Below are 13,825 nucleotides of genomic sequence, written 5' to 3' on the forward strand. Positions count from 1 at the left end.
GCGACCCAGGACGAGGAGGACATCCGTGCACACGTGGCCGGGATCGGCGTATCCGCTCGGAGCGACCTTCGACGGGAGCGGGACGAACTTCGCGCTGTTCAGTGAGGGCGCCCAGCGCGTCGAGCTCTGCCTCTTCGGCGAACGAGGCGCCGAGACGCGGCTCGACCTCGTCGAGGTCGACGCCTTCGTATGGCACGCCTACGTGCCCAACGTGCAGCCCGGTCAGCGCTACGGCTACCGCGTGCACGGGCCGCACGATCCGGCGAACGGGCTGCGGTTCAACCCGGCGAAGCTCCTGCTCGACCCGTACGCGAAGGCGGTGGAGGGCGCGGTCACCTGGGGTCAGCCGGTCTACGGCTACACGTTCGGCGATCCCGACTCCCGCAACGACGACGACTCTGCCGCCCACATGATGAAGGGCGTGGTGGTCAACCCGTTCTTCGACTGGGCGGGCGACCGCCGGCCGGGAACGCCGTACTCCGAGACCCTCGTGTACGAGGCGCACGTGCGGGGGCTCACCGAGCGCCACCCCGCGATCCCCGACGACATGCGCGGCACCTACAGCGGGGTTGCGCATCCGGCCATCATCGAGCACCTCACGAAGCTCGGGGTGACGGCGATCGAGCTGATGCCGGTGCACCAGTTCGTCGACGACGCGGTGCTGCAGGAGAAGGGACTCTCCAACTACTGGGGCTACAACACCATCTCCTACTTCGCGCCGCACAACCGCTATGCGGCCACGGGCGACCGCGGTCAGCAGGTGCAGGAGTTCAAGGGGATGGTGCGCGCGCTGCATGCGGCGGGGATCGAGGTGATCCTCGACGTCGTCTACAACCACACGGCGGAGGGCAACCACCTCGGACCCACCTTGTCGATGCGCGGCATCGACAACGCGGCCTACTACAAGCTCGAGGAGGACAGGCGCTACTACACCGACTACACCGGCACCGGGAACAGCCTCAACGTGCGCAACCCGCATTCGCTGCAGCTCATCATGGACTCCCTGCGGTACTGGGTGCTCGACATGCACGTCGACGGCTTCCGATTCGACCTCGCGTCGGCCCTCGCCCGGGAGTTCTACGACGTCGACCGTTTGGCGGCGTTCTTCGAGCTCGTGCAGCAGGACCCGGTGGTGTCGCAGGTCAAGCTCATCGCCGAGCCGTGGGACGTCGGGCCCGGTGGCTACCAGGTCGGCAACTTCCCGCCGCAGTGGACGGAGTGGAACGGTCAATACCGTGACACCGTCCGGGATTTCTGGCGTGGGGAGCCTCAGGCCCTCGGCGAGTTCGCCTCCCGCCTCACCGGGTCCAGCGACCTGTACGAGCACTCCGGACGCCGGCCCGTGGCATCCGTCAATTTCGTCACGGCCCACGACGGCTTCACCCTGCGCGATCTCGTGTCCTACAACCAGAAGCACAACGACGCGAACGGCGAGGAGGGCCGCGACGGCGCAGACGACAACCGATCCGACAACTTCGGCGTCGAGGGGCCCACCGACGATCCCGCCGTGCTGACCATGCGCGCCCGCCAGCAGCGCAACTTCATCGCGACGCTGATGCTGAGCCAGGGCGTGCCGATGCTGCTGCACGGCGACGAGCTCGGTCGCACGCAGAACGGCAACAACAACGGCTACGCGCAGGACAACGAGACCACGTGGGTGGACTGGGATGCTGCGGACCGGCCCCTCCTGGAGTTCACGGCCGCGATGAGCCGGCTGCGGCGCGACCACCCCACCTTCCGGCGTCGGCGATTCTTCGAGGGCCGCCCGGTGCGCCGCGACGCCGGCGTTCCGATCCAGGACATCGCATGGCTGCGCCCGGACGGGACGCTCATGCAGCCGGACGACTGGGAGTCCGGGTTCGGCCGCGCCGTCGGCGTATTCCTCAACGGCCAGGGGATCCGCGAGAAGGACCGCCGCGGCGAGCCGATCCGCGACCGCCACTTCATCGTCCTCTTCAACGCGGGCGACGACATCATCGACTTCCGCATCCCGGTGGTCGAGTACAGCCCGGACTGGGAGGTGGTCATCGACACCGCGGGGGAGCGTGCCGACTCCGCTCTCATCGAGCCCGGCGACACGGTGCGCCTCGCAGCGAAGTCGCTGATCGTGCTGAGCGAGCACCCCCGGGTGGAGCGGGAGGTCGACCACTCGGTGGCGGCATCGCTCGCGGCACTCGCCGCCGCCGCGACGCCCGTGCACGCGCCGCACTTGGAACTGCGCACCTGACCTGGGGCCGGCGACGAGGGGTCAGGCGCGAAGGATCAGGCGCAAGGGGTCAGGCGACGCCGAGCCACGAGCGGTCGGTGAGGACGATCGGGCCGTCGTCGGTGATCGCGACGGTGTGCTCGGCGTGCGCGCCGCGGGATCCGTCCACCGAGCGCAGCGTCCAGCCGTCGGGGTCGGTCACGAGTTCGTCGGTGCTCTGCAGGAACCACGGCTCGAGGGCGACCACCAGGCCCGCGCGCAGCGGGTAGCCGCGGCCGGCCTTCCCGTCGTTGGGCACATGGGGGTCGCCGTGCATGATCTTGCCCACCCCGTGGCCCCCGAAGTCCGTGTTGATCGAGTAGCCGTCGGCGTGGGCGACCCCGGAGATGGACGCCGAGATGTCGCCGATGCGGTTGCCCACGGTCGCGGCGCCGATCGCGGCCGCCAGCGCGCGCTCGGTCGTGTCGATGAGCGCGAGGTCCTCGTCGCGGGGGGTGCCGACCACGAACGAGACGGCGGAGTCGGCCACCCAGCCGTCGATCGAGACGGCGAAGTCGAGCGACACCAGGTCGCCGTCGCGCAGCGCGTAGTCGAAGGGGAGCCCGTGGAGGACGGCGTCGTTGACGGACGTGCAGATCACCTTGCCGAAGGGGCGGGCGCCGAACGACGGGTGGTAGTCGATGTAGCAGGATTCCGCGCCGGCGCGGCGGATGAGGTCGTGCGCGCGACGATCGATCGCGAGGAGGTTCGTCCCCACCTTGGTCTCGTCGCGCAGCGTCGCGAGGGTCTCGGCGACGAATCGCCCTGCGGGCTTCATCGCCTCGATCTCGGCAGGCGTGCGCAACTCGATCATGGGGGGATCCTCTCGTCCCCTCCATTCTGTCTGACCCGTCCGTGCGCGGCTGGGAGGATGCTCCGCGGCACGCGGAAGCGGACCACGGGGGTCGTCGGCGGGCGTAGCATCAGTGGCATGTGGCTGCGTCGCGCATTCTTCGCCTGGCTGATCCCGGCCGCCTTCCTGCTGCCGCTGTGGCTCCTCGTCGGATGGGCCGTGTTCAACGCCGGCGGCTGGGCGTTCCTGTGGGTGCTGTTCCTCGCCATTCCCGGCGTGTTCCTGTGGCAGCTCCTGCTCACGCTCCTCGTGCGGGCGCGCGGGACGGTGCGGGCGCACCGCGCCGTGTCCTGGTGGGACGTGCTCGGCTTCACGGTGTGGCACGGACTCGTGATCTCGCTCGGCTTCTTCGCTGAAGCGTGGTGGGCGCCGGTGATGGTCGTGGCGATCCTGGCGGGCGTCGGCCTCTTCTGGCTGGAGCTGTGGCAGCTGTGGAGCGAGGCGCGACCGTCGCGATTCGTCCTGCACACCTCCGAGGGGGTCGCCTACATCCCGGCTCGGGCCGAGGAGCCGGAGGCCGCGCAGCGCGAGGTGATCGTCATCACGGAGAAGCAGGCGCCGCCCGCGAGCTGACGCGTTTTGGCCGGGTGCGGCATCCATGGCAGAATGGATGTTTGTGCCCTGACCGGTTCTGCCTCAGGGGAACCAGCTGGACGGCGTCACGCCGGAGGCCTGCGGCACACTCAGTCCTTTACCATCCTTCCCGCGGTCGACCTGTGGCGGCCGCAGAGAGAGACGATCATGCAGATCCTCGACGCCGTCGACGCGGCTTCGCTCCGCTCCGACATCCCCGTTTTCCACGCCGGCGACACCGTCAAGGTGCACGTCAACATCACCGAGGGCAACCGCTCGCGCATCCAGGTCTTCCAGGGTGTCGTCATCGGCCGCTCGGGTGACGGCGTCCGCGAGACCTTCACGGTCCGCAAGATCAGCTTCCAGGTCGGCGTCGAGCGCACGTTCCCGGTGCACTCCCCGGTCATCGACCACATCGAGGTCGTGACCCGCGGTGACGTGCGTCGCGCGAAGCTCTACTACCTGCGCAACCTCCGCGGCAAGAAGGCCAAGATCAAGGAGAAGCGCGAGAGCAACTGACGCTCTTCGAGCATCGCTCTCCCGAAGCCCCGGACCGACAAGGTCCGGGGCTTCGTCCGTACTCCGCGACGTCCGGAGTATGCGACCCTTGAGACGGGGCGCCGCGACCGTCGGCATCCGCGAAGGAACTCCATGACGACCGAGAAGTCGGCCCCGGCCGAGCCGGCGCCCAGGCCCGAGGCCGCCGCGACCATTCAGCCTCGCCGCCGCGGCTGGCTGGTGTTCCTGCGCGACGTGGTCGTGATCATCCTGATCGCGGTGCTGGTCTCCCTCGTGGTCAAGACGTTCCTCGTCAGGTCGTTCTACATCCCGTCCGGGTCGATGGAGGACACCCTCCACGTCAAGGACCGCATCCTCGTCGACGAGATCACTCCCCGATTCGGGGGCTACGATCGCGGCGACATCGTGGTGTTCCAGGATCCCGGCGGCTGGCTGCCTCCGAGCACCGCGCCCGCCCGCCCGCCGGTCGTCGAGGGTGTCGAGTGGGTGCTGTCGCTCGTGGGCCTCGCGGCGCCCGACAGCGACGACCATCTCGTCAAGCGGATCATCGGGCTCCCCGGCGATCACGTGGTGTGCTGCAACACGATCGGCCAGATCACGATCAACGACGTTCCGATCGACGAGGGCGCGTATCTCAAGCTCCCCGGGGGCGAGACCGCCGCGTCCGGCGACCCGTTCGACGTCACGGTCCCCGAGGGCAGCCTCTGGGTGCTCGGCGACAACCGATACCGGTCGAAGGACTCGCGATACAACACGGACCAGCCCGGCAAGGGCTTCGTGCCGATCGACAATCTGGTGGGTCGCGCATTCCTCGTCACCTGGCCGTTCGACAGGTTCGGCTTCCTCGACTTCCACCACGAGGTCTTCGCGGGTGTTCCCGAGCCTGCTTCGGAGGGCGGTACGCAGTGACCGTCGCCGAGCCCCGCCTCACGCTCGAGCGCCGGCTTCTGCGCGAGCACGCGCTCGTCATCGCGTGCGACGAGGTGGGGCGCGGTGCACTGGCAGGCCCGGTCGCCGTCGGCGCGGCAGTGGTGGATGCGCCACGATCACGCAAGCGCGTCCCACAGGGACTGCGCGACTCGAAGCTGGTGCCCGAGATGAAGCGGGCGGACGTCGCCGCGCGCGCGGCGACCTGGGTGGCCGCGAGCGCCGTCGGGTGGGCCAGCTCCGAGGAGATCGACGAGATCGGCATCATGCGGGCGCTGGGGCTCGCCTCGATCCGGGCCATCGCGGATCTCCGCGCGCACGGCGTCGTGCCCGAGGAGGCCATCGTGATCCTCGACGGCAACTACGACTACATCCGTCCCGCGGGGGAGTGGGGCCTCACGGTCCGCCCGGTGATCAAGGCCGACCGCGACTGCGCGTCCGCGGCTGCGGCATCCGTCATCGCCAAGGTCGCGCGCGACCGCGTGATGACCGAGCTGCACGACGAGCTGCCCGCGTACAACTGGGCCCGCAACAAGGGCTACGCGAGCCCCGACCATCGTGAGGCGATCCGCACGCACGGCATCAGCCGGCATCACCGGGCGTCGTGGTCGATCGCCGAGGCGCCGACGCTCTTCTGAGCGTGCCCCGCACGCGCACGCGGGTCGCCGCACCCGCTCGCGCCCATAGGATGGGATCACCATGGATGACGAGGTCTTCGAAGACTACGACCGCGAGCTCGAGCTCGCTCTGTACCGCGAGTACCGCGATGTCGTCTCGCAGTTCCAGTACGTGATCGAGACGGAGCGGCGCTTCTACCTCGCGAACGAGGTCAACGTCGTGCGTCGTGACACCGAGCACGATTTCTACTTCGAGATCTCGATGTCGGATGTCTGGGTGTGGGACATCTACCGCGCCGACCGCTTCGTGAAGGCGGTGCGCGTGCTGACGTTCAAGGACGTCAACGTCGAGGAGCTCTCGCGGCGCGATTTCCATCTCCCCGAGGAGCTCTCGCTCGACACCTGAGCGGGCCTGACGCCTCCTCCCCACCTCGGCGGTATCGGGACTCTCGACGAGTTCTGAACGGATGCCGCGGCCCCGCGCCCGCGCGGACGCTCCACCGCGCGACGATGCCGGAATGGCAGATAAAGACGTCCTCGGGCGCGCGGGCGAAGACCGCGCCGCCCGCTATTTCGAGACGCAGGGGTTCACGGTCCTCGCCCGCAACTGGCGGAGCCGCGAGGGTGAGCTCGATCTGGTGGTCGCCGATCGAGCGACGGTCGTCGTGGTCGAGGTCAAGACGCGCCGCGGTGAGGAGTTCGGGCATCCGCTCGAGGCGATCGACGCCCGCAAGCGCGTGCGCCTCTGGCGGCTCGCCGTCGCCTGGGCGGGCGAGCATCGCGATCTCATGCAGGGCCGTCGGCTGCGCATCGACGCGATCGGCCTGACCGGTCCCGCCCCCGAGACGGCACGGCTCGAGCACCTCGTCGATGTGGAGGTGCCGTGAGCGTCGCGCGCACGTGGGCCGTCGCCCTGGTCGGGGCCGAGGGCGAGTGCGTCGAGGTCGAGGCGGACCTGTCGAACCAGACGCCGGAGTTCCGCATCATCGGACTGCCCGACAAGGCGCTCGGGGAGGCGGTCCAGCGCGTGCACAACGCCTGCGCGAACAGCGGCACGCCGCTCACACGACGACGTCTCACGGTGAACCTGTCGCCCGCGAGCCTGCCCAAGCAGGGATCCGGCTTCGACGTCGCGATCGCCGTCGCGTCGCTCGCGACAGAGTCGTCCATGGACCCGTCATCGGTCGCGTCGGCAGTCCACATCGGAGAGCTCGGGCTCGACGGCCGCCTGCGGCCCGTCCCCGGGGTGCTTCCAGCGGTTGTCGCCGCGCGTCGGGCAGGGCATCGACGTGTGGTCGTGCCTCACGCCAACGGCCCGGAGGCCGCGCTCGTCGACGGGCTGGAAGTGCTCGCCGCCGTCAGCCTCGCGCAGGTGATCGCCTGGCACGGCGGCGTTGTCGAGGTCGCCGACGTCGAACCCGTCGCTCTGCCGGACGACGAGGACACGACCGAGCCGACTCTCGATCTGGCCGAGGTGATCGGTCAGCGCGACGCCGTCGAGGCGCTCGTGGTCGCCGCCGCCGGCGGGCATCACCTCCTCATGTGCGGGCCGCCGGGAGCGGGCAAGACGATGCTGGCGCGGCGACTGCCGGGGATCCTTCCCCAGCTCGACGATCGGGCCGCGTTGACGGCCGCCTCCATCCGGAGCCTCTCGGGATCCCGCGTCGTCGAGCTGTCGCGCACGCCGCCGTTCGTGGCGCCGCACCACAGCGCGAGCGTGGCCGCCCTGGTGGGCGGCGGGACGCGCGTGGTGCGACCCGGGGCGATCGCGCGCGCGAGCGAGGGCGTGCTGTTCCTCGACGAAGCCGGCGAATTCGCTGCGAGCGCGCTCGACGCGCTGCGGCAGCCGCTGGAGTCCGGCTCCATCACGATCGACCGCGCAGGCGCGCACGCCGAGTATCCCGCGCGCTTCCAGCTCGTGCTCGCCACCAACCCGTGTCCGTGCGGCGACTACGGCATCCGCGGCGGCACCTGCACGTGCCCGCCGGCCGCGATCCGCCGCTACCTCGGCCGGCTGTCCGGGCCGCTCCTCGACCGCATGGACATCGAGCTGACCCTCACCCGGGTCGCGGTGGCGCAGCGCGGCGCCGGGCCGGCGATCTCCACCGCGACCGCCCGGGGTCGCGTCGCGGAAGCACGAGCTCGCGCACACCACCGCCTCGCCGACACCCCGTGGACGGTGAACGCCGACGTGCCGGGCACCTGGCTGCGCGAGGGACCCGCCGCGCCGTCCGCGGTTGTGCGTCGCCCGCTCGACGCCGCACTCCACCGTGGAGCGCTCACGCTGCGCGGCTACGACCGGGTCCTGCGCGTCGCCTGGTCGCTGGCCGACATCGAGGGCCGCGGCCAGCTCGGTGCGGAGCACGTCGGACGCGCGCTCTACCTCAAGAAGGGGATCGCGCTGTGATCGCGCTCGATCTCAGCGCCGATGCCGCGCGGCGGGCACTGGCCCCCACCGGCGACGTGCACGATCCGCATGCGGCGCGCGAACGGTACGCGACGGCGATCTGGTGCCACCTCATCGAGCCCGGGGACTCGGCCGCCGGGCGCATCATCGGCGCCCGTGGGCCGGTGGCGAGCCTCGAAGCGGTGCTCGCGGGCGACGAACTCCCCGAGCTGTCGGCGCGCGAGGCGGCCGATGGCCGCAAGCGGTGGCTGCCTCGACTTTCGGCCCAGGCGGTCGCGGACTCTCTGGCCGCGGCCGCGGCGCGCGGCGTGACGCTCGTGACGCGCGCCGATGCCGAGTGGCCCGTGCAGCTGGACGACCTCGGGGCACATGCGCCGCTGTGCCTGTGGGTGCGTGGCGACGTGTCGGCGCTTCGCCGGCTCGAGGCATCCGTCGCCATCGTCGGCGCCAGGGCCGCGTCCCACTACGGCGATCACGTGACGAGGGAGCTCGCGGCCGAGCTCGCGGGCAGCGGCATCGCCGTCGTCTCCGGCGGCGCCTACGGCATCGACGGCGCGGCGCACCGCGCCGCACTGCGGGCGGGGGGTCTCACCGTCGCGCTGCTCGCAGGCGGCGCCGACCGGGCGTATCCCGCCGGTCACACCCAGCTGATCGACGACGTCGCGCGGCATGGTGTCGTGGTCAGCGAAGTCGCTTGCGGTTCTGCGCCCACGAAGTGGCGCTTCCTCCAGCGCAATCGGCTGATCGCTGCACTCTCCACCGCCACCGTGGTCGTGGAAGCCGGCTGGCGCAGCGGCTCGCTCAACACGGCCGGTCACGCGGCCGCGCTGTCGCGCCCGCTCGGGGCCGTACCCGGTCAGATCACGTCGGCGACATCGGCGGGCACGCACCGCCTGATCCGCGAGTACGGCGCGCAGTGCATCACGAGCGCCGACGACGTCAGGGAACTGCTCGGGATAGGGGGCACGGATGCCGCGACCGCCGGGCGTGGGACGTACACCGGGGATGCGACCCGTGTGAAGGACGCGATGAGCACCCGCGTCTGGCGGGACACGGGCGAGATCGCGCGGCGCTCGGGGATGGCGGCCGACGCCGTCGAGAGCATCCTCGGCCTGCTGCGGCTGGATGATGCCGTCCAGTCCAGCGTCGATGGCTGGCGGCTGCCTCGGATCGGCGGATGATCGATGCCGGGGTGCGGCGGAGGTGGGTCGCACCGGAGCCGGACGCAAGGCGGGGCCCATGCTGGAGACATGGACATCCACGAGGGCACCGCGGCGTATCTGCGCCACCTCGCGGAAGTGCGCCGTCTGTCGGCGGCCACGGTGCGGGCGTACCGATCCGATCTCGAAGGCCTGGCCGCGTCCTGCAGCGACGTCGAACTCGCCACCGTCGATCTCGAGAACCTCCGCGCGTGGCTGTGGCAGGCGGTGCAGCGCGGCGACAGCCGTGCCACGATCGCGCGGCGCACGGCGGCCGTCCGGGGGTTCTTCGCCTGGGCGACCGAGTCCGGGGTGATCGCAACGGACCCGAGTCTTCGCCTGGTCGCCCCGAAGCGCGGCAAGACGCTGCCCAAGGTCGCCTCCGTCGACACGCTCAGCGCCGTGCTGGACCGGCTGGCATCGGCTGCCGGGGAGGGCGACCCGGTCGCACTGCGGGATCACGCCGTGCTCGAACTCCTTTACGGCGCGGCCGTGCGCGTCTCGGAGCTCTGCGGCCTGGACGTCGACGACATCGACCGTGACCGCCGCACGGCTCGCGTGCTGGGCAAGGGGTCGAAGGAGCGGGTCGTGCCTTTCGGGCTCCCCGCGCTGAAGGCGCTCGACGCGTACCTCGTGCGCGGCCGTCCGGCACTGCTCGCGCGCGGATCGGTCGACGCGCCGTTGCCGGCGCTCTTCCTCGGCGCCCGGGGCGGGCGCCTCGGGCCGCGTGCCGTCTACGATCTCGTATCGCGGGAGCTGGGCCCCGAGCTCGGCGCCCAGGTGGGTCCCCACGCCCTGCGCCACTCGGCGGCGACGCACCTGCTCGACGGCGGAGCCGATCTCCGCGCGGTTCAGGAGATGCTCGGCCATGCGAGCCTGGGGACGACGCAGATCTACACCCACGTCTCGAGCGAGCGACTGACCGCTTCGTATCGGCTTGCACACCCGCGGGCGTGAGCACCGGGATCAGCAGCAGGGGAGCAGCACAGCGCGTGGAACTCCTCCCAGCAGCACGAGCGGATTGATGTAGGCGCCGTCCAGCCGGACGCCGAAATGCACGGCGCCGGGCGCGGAATGCCCGCCCGCCGCCACCGTGCCCAGGGTGGCGGCTGCATCGACAGGCGTCCCTGCGGCGACTACGGCGTCGACCGGCTCGAGTGTCGACACCAGGCCGTCGCCGTGGTCGACGGTGATCACGCCGCGTCCTGCGACCTGACCGGAGAACGCGACCACGCCCGCCGCCGGCGCCTGCACGACGCCGTCACCCATCGGCATGAGATCGACGCCGCGGTGTCCGGGCCCGTACTCGTGCGCCGGCGCGACGAAGGGGCGCACCAGCCGGAAGGGATGCACCGGCCACCGCCAGTCGCGCACGAGGGACACCGCTCCGCTTCCGGCGGGTGGAGCGGGGTCACCGGCGTCGGAGGCGAGCGCGCCGGCGGGGGACGGGTCGGCGAGGAGGCATACGGCGATGACGAGCGCCGAGATGCGGTCCGGCGATCGGCGACGCAGGGAGGGCGCGGACGTCGGCATGGCGACAGCCTGCCGCTCGTCGGGAACTCGCCGATCACGGGATTGCGCAACGGTGGACAAGCGGCACGCGCGGCGGGCGGGGGAGGAGGATCGGGCGGGCCGCCTCCTGATACACTGGGTGCGCACTCCGCATGTCGGGGTGACTCCGCGTGCCCATAGCGCCGCAAGCCCCGAGTCTGACGAAGGGTGCGGCGCGGCATCCATCCCCAACGGTCCCTGCGATCGCCTCCGAGCGAGCGCGGGGTGGGAATGAGCCGGGCGCCAGGCCCGCCGGCCCACGCCGGCGCGAGAACAACCGCAACAGGCGCACATGCGCCGGAACAGGAGAACGGCCATGGCCGTCGTCACCATTCGCCAGCTGCTCGACAGCGGCGTCCACTTCGGACACCAGACCCGCCGGTGGAACCCGAAGGTCAAGCGCTTCATCCTCACGGAGCGCAGCGGCATCCACATCATCGACCTGCAGCAGTCGCTGACGTACATCGACAAGGCGTACGAGTTCGTCAAGGAGACCGTCGCGCACGGCGGCACGGTCCTCTTCGTCGGCACCAAGAAGCAGGCGCAGGAAGTCATCGCCGAGCAGGCGACCCGCGTGGGCCAGCCCTACGTCAACCAGCGCTGGCTCGGCGGTCTGCTCACCAACTTCTCGACCGTGTCGAAGCGTCTCGCGCGCATGAAGGAGCTCGAGGAGCTCGACTTCGAGGACCCGGCCGCGAGCGGCTTCACCAAGAAGGAGCTCCTCCTCAAGAAGCGCGAGCTCGACAAGCTGCACAAGTCGCTCGGCGGCATCCGCAACCTCCAGAAGACCCCCTCGGCCATCTGGGTCGTCGACGCCAAGCGCGAGCACCTCGCGATCGACGAGGCGTCGAAGCTCGGCATCCCGGTGATCGGCATCCTCGACACCAACGCCGACCCGGACGAGTTCCAGTACCCGATCCCCGGCAACGACGACGCGATCCGCTCGGTGGGCCTGCTCACCCGCATCATCGCCGACGCCGCCGCTGAGGGCCTGATCCAGCGCCACCAGCCGACCGACGAGACCGCTGACGCGGAGCCCCTGGCCGACTGGGAGCGCGAGCTGCTCGAGCAGGGCGCGCCGGTCGAGACCGAGGTGGCCGAGGTCGAGACCATCGCGACCGAGTCGGCCGCCGACGAGGCCGGTGCGGAGGCCGCTGAGGTCACCGACGAGGCCGAGGCGACCCCCGCCGAGTAAGGCTCACACGCACTCCGCCCCGGCGGGATCGCCCCGATCGAACGGTCCGGACGGTCCCGCCGAGGCATCCACAAGAAGTCACACAAGTCAAGGAGCCGCCACCCATGGCAAACTTCACGATCGCCGACATCAAGACGCTGCGCGAGCAGCTCGGCACCGGCATGGTCGACACCAAGAAGGCGCTCGAGGAGGCCGACGGCGACCTCGAGAAGGCCGTCGAGATCCTGCGCCTGAAGGGCGCGAAGGGCAACGCCAAGCGCGCCGACCGCTCCACGAGCGAGGGCCTCGTCGCCGCGAAGGAGGTCGACGGTCAGGTCACGATCATCGAGCTCAACACGGAGACCGACTTCGTCGCGAAGAACGACCGCTTCATCGCCCTCGCGGAGAAGGTCCTCGACGCCGCGGCCGCCGCGCACGCCGACTCGGCCGAGGCCGCGCTGGCCGCGTCCGCCGGCGGCCAGACAGTCGCCGAGCTCATCTCGGACGAGGCCGCGATCATCGGCGAGAAGGTCGAGCTGCGTCGCGTCAACACCCTCTCGGGCGAGAAGTTCGAGATCTACCTCCACAAGACCAGCAAGGACCTGCCGCCGCAGGTCGGGGTCGTGCTCGCCTACTCGGGCGACGACGCCGAGACGGCGCGCAGCCTCGCGCAGCACATCTCGTTCGCGAACCCGTCGTACCTCTCGCGCGACGAGGTCCCTGAGGCCGAGGTCGAGAAGGAGCGCGAGATCGTCACCGAGATCTCCCGCAACGAGGGCAAGCCGGAGGCCGCCCTCCCGAAGATCGTCGAGGGCCGCGTCAACGCGTTCTTCAAGCAGGTCTCGCTGCTCGACCAGGACTACGCGAAGGACAACAAGCAGTCGGTCGCGCAGGTCGCGAAGGACGCCGGTCTGACCCTGACGGGCTTCGCCCGCTACAAGGTCGGCGCCTGACCTTCTGAGAAGGCCCGCATCGGCAATCCGATGCGGGCCTTTTCTCATGCCCTTCGGTAGTTTGTCGTAGACGAGAGGACCACAGTGATCAACGAGAACACCGGGCGCCGCCGCGTCCTTCTGAAGCTGTCCGGCGAGGCGTTCGGCGGGGGCCGGCTGGGCGTGAACCCCGACGTCGTCAGCCAGATCGCCCAGGAGATCGCCGCAGCGGTCGACCGCGTCGAGATCGCGGTCGTCGTCGGCGGGGGGAACTTCTTCCGCGGCGCCGAGCTCAGCCAGCGCGGCATGGACCGCGGCCGGGCAGACTACATGGGGATGCTGGGCACCGTGATGAACGCCCTCGCCCTGCAGGACTTCCTCGAGCAGGCCGGCGCCGCGACGCGCGTGCAGTCGGCGATCTCGATGACCCAGGTGGCCGAGCCGTACATCCCTCGCCGCGCGGAGCGCCACATGGAGAAGGGGCGCGTCGTCATCTTCGGCGCCGGGGCCGGCCTGCCGTATTTCTCGACCGACACCGTCGCCGCGCAGCGCGCTCTCGAAATCGACGCGCAGGAGGTGCTCGTCGCGAAGAACGGCGTGGACGGCGTGTACACCGCGGATCCGAAGAAGGACGCCTCGGCCACCCTCATCGACCGCATCACCTACCTGGACGCACTGCAGCGCGGCCTCAAGGTCGTCGACTCGACGGCGTTCAGCCTGTGCATGGACAACCGCATGGACATGCGCGTGTTCGGCATGGAGCCCGCAGGCAACGTGACGAAGGCTCTCCTCGGCGAAACCATCGGCACGCTGGTCACGGCGTGACGC

At 70.6% G+C, this 13,825-nt stretch carries 15 protein-coding genes; 13 read left to right on the forward strand and 2 right to left on the reverse strand.

Going from position 1 to position 13,825, the window contains the following annotated elements:
• The first annotated feature begins 25 nt into the window (after nt 1-25).
• Nucleotides 26-2,227, forward strand: a complete 2,202-nt coding sequence (gene glgX / locus ACFQ7C_RS07520; RefSeq protein ID WP_378898893.1) for a glycogen debranching protein GlgX — start codon at nt 26-28, stop codon at nt 2,225-2,227.
• A gap of 49 nt (nt 2,228-2,276) precedes the next feature.
• On the opposite strand, the gene map is transcribed toward glgX, so the two are convergent.
• Nucleotides 2,277-3,059, reverse strand: coding sequence for a type I methionyl aminopeptidase (map, locus tag ACFQ7C_RS07525; RefSeq protein WP_378898894.1), 783 nt, complete (start codon nt 3,057-3,059; stop codon nt 2,277-2,279).
• A 117-nt stretch (nt 3,060-3,176) separates the two neighbouring features.
• Here map and ACFQ7C_RS07530 point away from each other — a divergent pair, with 117 nt between their 5' ends.
• From ACFQ7C_RS07530 to ACFQ7C_RS07570, 9 genes are all read left to right on the forward strand, one after another.
• Nucleotides 3,177-3,671 (forward strand): MFS transporter permease, encoded by a 495-nt coding sequence (locus tag ACFQ7C_RS07530; RefSeq protein ID WP_378898895.1) that lies wholly within the window; start codon nt 3,177-3,179, stop codon nt 3,669-3,671.
• A 168-nt stretch (nt 3,672-3,839) separates the two neighbouring features.
• On the forward strand, nt 3,840-4,190 hold the full coding sequence (gene rplS / locus ACFQ7C_RS07535) for a 50S ribosomal protein L19 (RefSeq protein ID WP_378898896.1): 351 nt from the start codon (nt 3,840-3,842) through the stop codon (nt 4,188-4,190).
• Between the two features lie 132 nt (nt 4,191-4,322).
• Complete coding sequence (gene lepB / locus ACFQ7C_RS07540) at nt 4,323-5,099, forward strand: signal peptidase I (protein WP_378898897.1); 777 nt, start codon at nt 4,323-4,325, stop codon at nt 5,097-5,099.
• The gene (locus ACFQ7C_RS07545; protein WP_378898898.1) at nt 5,096-5,755 is read left to right on the forward strand and encodes a ribonuclease HII; all 660 of its coding nucleotides are present in this window, start codon (nt 5,096-5,098) and stop codon (nt 5,753-5,755) included. The genes lepB and ACFQ7C_RS07545 overlap by 4 nt, the downstream gene beginning before the upstream one ends.
• Nucleotides 5,756-5,816: 61 nt before the next feature.
• A complete protein-coding gene (locus ACFQ7C_RS07550) occupies nt 5,817-6,140 on the forward strand; it encodes a DUF2469 family protein (RefSeq protein ID WP_045297888.1) in 324 nt (107 codons plus the stop codon).
• A 112-nt stretch (nt 6,141-6,252) separates the two neighbouring features.
• Nucleotides 6,253-6,621 (forward strand): YraN family protein, encoded by a 369-nt coding sequence (locus ACFQ7C_RS07555; protein ID WP_378898899.1) that lies wholly within the window; start codon nt 6,253-6,255, stop codon nt 6,619-6,621.
• The gene (locus ACFQ7C_RS07560) at nt 6,618-8,141 is read left to right on the forward strand and encodes a YifB family Mg chelatase-like AAA ATPase (protein ID WP_378898900.1); all 1,524 of its coding nucleotides are present in this window, start codon (nt 6,618-6,620) and stop codon (nt 8,139-8,141) included. The genes ACFQ7C_RS07555 and ACFQ7C_RS07560 overlap by 4 nt, the downstream gene beginning before the upstream one ends.
• Nucleotides 8,138-9,322 carry a DNA-processing protein DprA gene (gene dprA, locus ACFQ7C_RS07565; protein WP_378898901.1) on the forward strand — a complete coding sequence of 395 codons (1,185 nt, stop codon included), beginning with the start codon at nt 8,138-8,140 and terminating at the stop codon, nt 9,320-9,322. Before ACFQ7C_RS07560 ends, dprA begins: the two co-directional genes overlap by 4 nt.
• A gap of 69 nt (nt 9,323-9,391) precedes the next feature.
• Complete coding sequence (locus tag ACFQ7C_RS07570) at nt 9,392-10,297, forward strand: tyrosine-type recombinase/integrase (RefSeq protein WP_378898902.1); 906 nt, start codon at nt 9,392-9,394, stop codon at nt 10,295-10,297.
• Nucleotides 10,298-10,306: 9 nt separating this feature from the next.
• Here the strand turns inward: ACFQ7C_RS07570 and ACFQ7C_RS07575 are convergent, their stop codons facing one another.
• Nucleotides 10,307-10,873 carry a murein hydrolase activator EnvC family protein gene (locus ACFQ7C_RS07575; protein WP_378898903.1) on the reverse strand — a complete coding sequence of 189 codons (567 nt, stop codon included), beginning with the start codon at nt 10,871-10,873 and terminating at the stop codon, nt 10,307-10,309.
• 334 nt (nt 10,874-11,207) lie between these two features.
• Between ACFQ7C_RS07575 and rpsB the strand changes: the two genes are divergently transcribed.
• From rpsB to pyrH, 3 genes are all read left to right on the forward strand, one after another.
• Nucleotides 11,208-12,086 carry a 30S ribosomal protein S2 gene (gene rpsB / locus ACFQ7C_RS07580; protein WP_378898904.1) on the forward strand — a complete coding sequence of 293 codons (879 nt, stop codon included), beginning with the start codon at nt 11,208-11,210 and terminating at the stop codon, nt 12,084-12,086.
• Nucleotides 12,087-12,190: 104 nt separating this feature from the next.
• Entirely contained in the window at nt 12,191-13,018 is an 828-nt protein-coding gene (gene tsf, locus ACFQ7C_RS07585; RefSeq protein ID WP_378898905.1) for a translation elongation factor Ts, read from the forward strand.
• 84 nt (nt 13,019-13,102) lie between these two features.
• Entirely contained in the window at nt 13,103-13,822 is a 720-nt protein-coding gene (gene pyrH, locus ACFQ7C_RS07590; protein WP_378898906.1) for a UMP kinase, read from the forward strand.
• Nucleotides 13,823-13,825 lie beyond the last annotated feature (3 nt).

Source organism: Microbacterium sp. NPDC056569, assembly GCF_042793475.1.
Lineage (GTDB): Bacteria > Actinomycetota > Actinomycetes > Actinomycetales > Microbacteriaceae > Microbacterium.